1 protein-coding gene is annotated in these 1,119 nt (G+C 62.8%); it reads right to left on the bottom strand.

The window, feature by feature from the left end:
* Positions 1–1,119 (bottom strand): AMP-binding protein (locus ACIO0C_RS31320; RefSeq protein ID WP_401318379.1); only part of this gene is annotated, 1,119 nt, incomplete at both ends.

Here is a 1,119-nt window from a genome sequence, read left to right as displayed (position 1 = left end):
CGGGTTGATCGGCTCACCCACCGAACCCAACAGGCGCAGGCTGCTGCCATCGGCGCCTTCAACGGCGGCCGTACCCGCGGCCATCATGGCGCGAATGGCGGTCGGGGCGGTGTAGAGGATATTGACCTTGTGCTTGTCGACGATCTTCGCCACCCGGGTGATGTCCGGATAGTTCGGTACGCCTTCGAACAGCAGCGTGGTCGCGCCGTTGGCCAGCGGGCCGTAGACGATATAGGTGTGGCCGGTGACCCATCCGACATCGGCGGTGCACCAGTAGATTTCGCCCGGGCGGTAGTCGAACACGCGCTCGTGGGTCATGGCCGCGTACAACAGATAACCGCCGGTGGTGTGCTGCACGCCCTTGGGCTTGCCGGTGGAGCCGGAGGTGTAGAGGATGAACAGCGCTTCTTCGGCGCCCATCTCTTTCGGCGCGCACACGGTGCCCGCCACTTTCATCAGGTCTTCGTACCAGATGTCGCGGTGCTGGTTCCACTTGATGTCGCCACCGGTGCGCTGGCACACGATGACTTTCTGGATGCTGCTGGTTTCCGGGTTGGTCAGGGCGTCGTCGACGTTGGCCTTGAGCGGAATCTTCTTGCCGGCACGAATACCTTCGTCAGCGGTGATCACCACTTTCGACTTGCAGTCGATGATGCGACCGGCCAGGGCCTCCGGCGAGAAACCGCCGAACACCACCGAGTGAATCGCGCCGATGCGGGTACAGGCCAGCATGGCGACCACGGCTTCGGGGATCATCGGCATGTAGATGGTCACCACGTCGCCGCGGTGCACGTCCTGGCCACGCAGGGCGTTGGCGAACTTGCAGACTTGTTCGTGCAGTTCGCGGTAGGTGATGTTGCGGCTTTCGGCAGGGTCGTCGCCTTCCCAGATGATCGCGACCTGATCGCCACGCTCGGCCAGATGGCGGTCCAGGCAGTTGTAGGACACGTTCAGGGTGCCATCGGCGAACCACTTGATGTCGACATGGTGATCGTCGAAGGAGGTCTGCTTCACCGTGGTGAAAGGCTTGATCCAGTCGAGGCGCTTGGCTTGCTCGCGCCAGAAGCCGTCCGGGTTGACGACTGACTGCTGGTACATGGCCTTGTAGGTCGCCTCGTC

The organism is Pseudomonas sp. NPDC087336 (genome assembly GCF_044744285.1).
Lineage (GTDB): Bacteria > Pseudomonadota > Gammaproteobacteria > Pseudomonadales > Pseudomonadaceae > Aquipseudomonas.
Note: the sequence above shows the minus strand (reverse complement) of the source record. Positions and strands in the feature narration are given on the sequence as shown.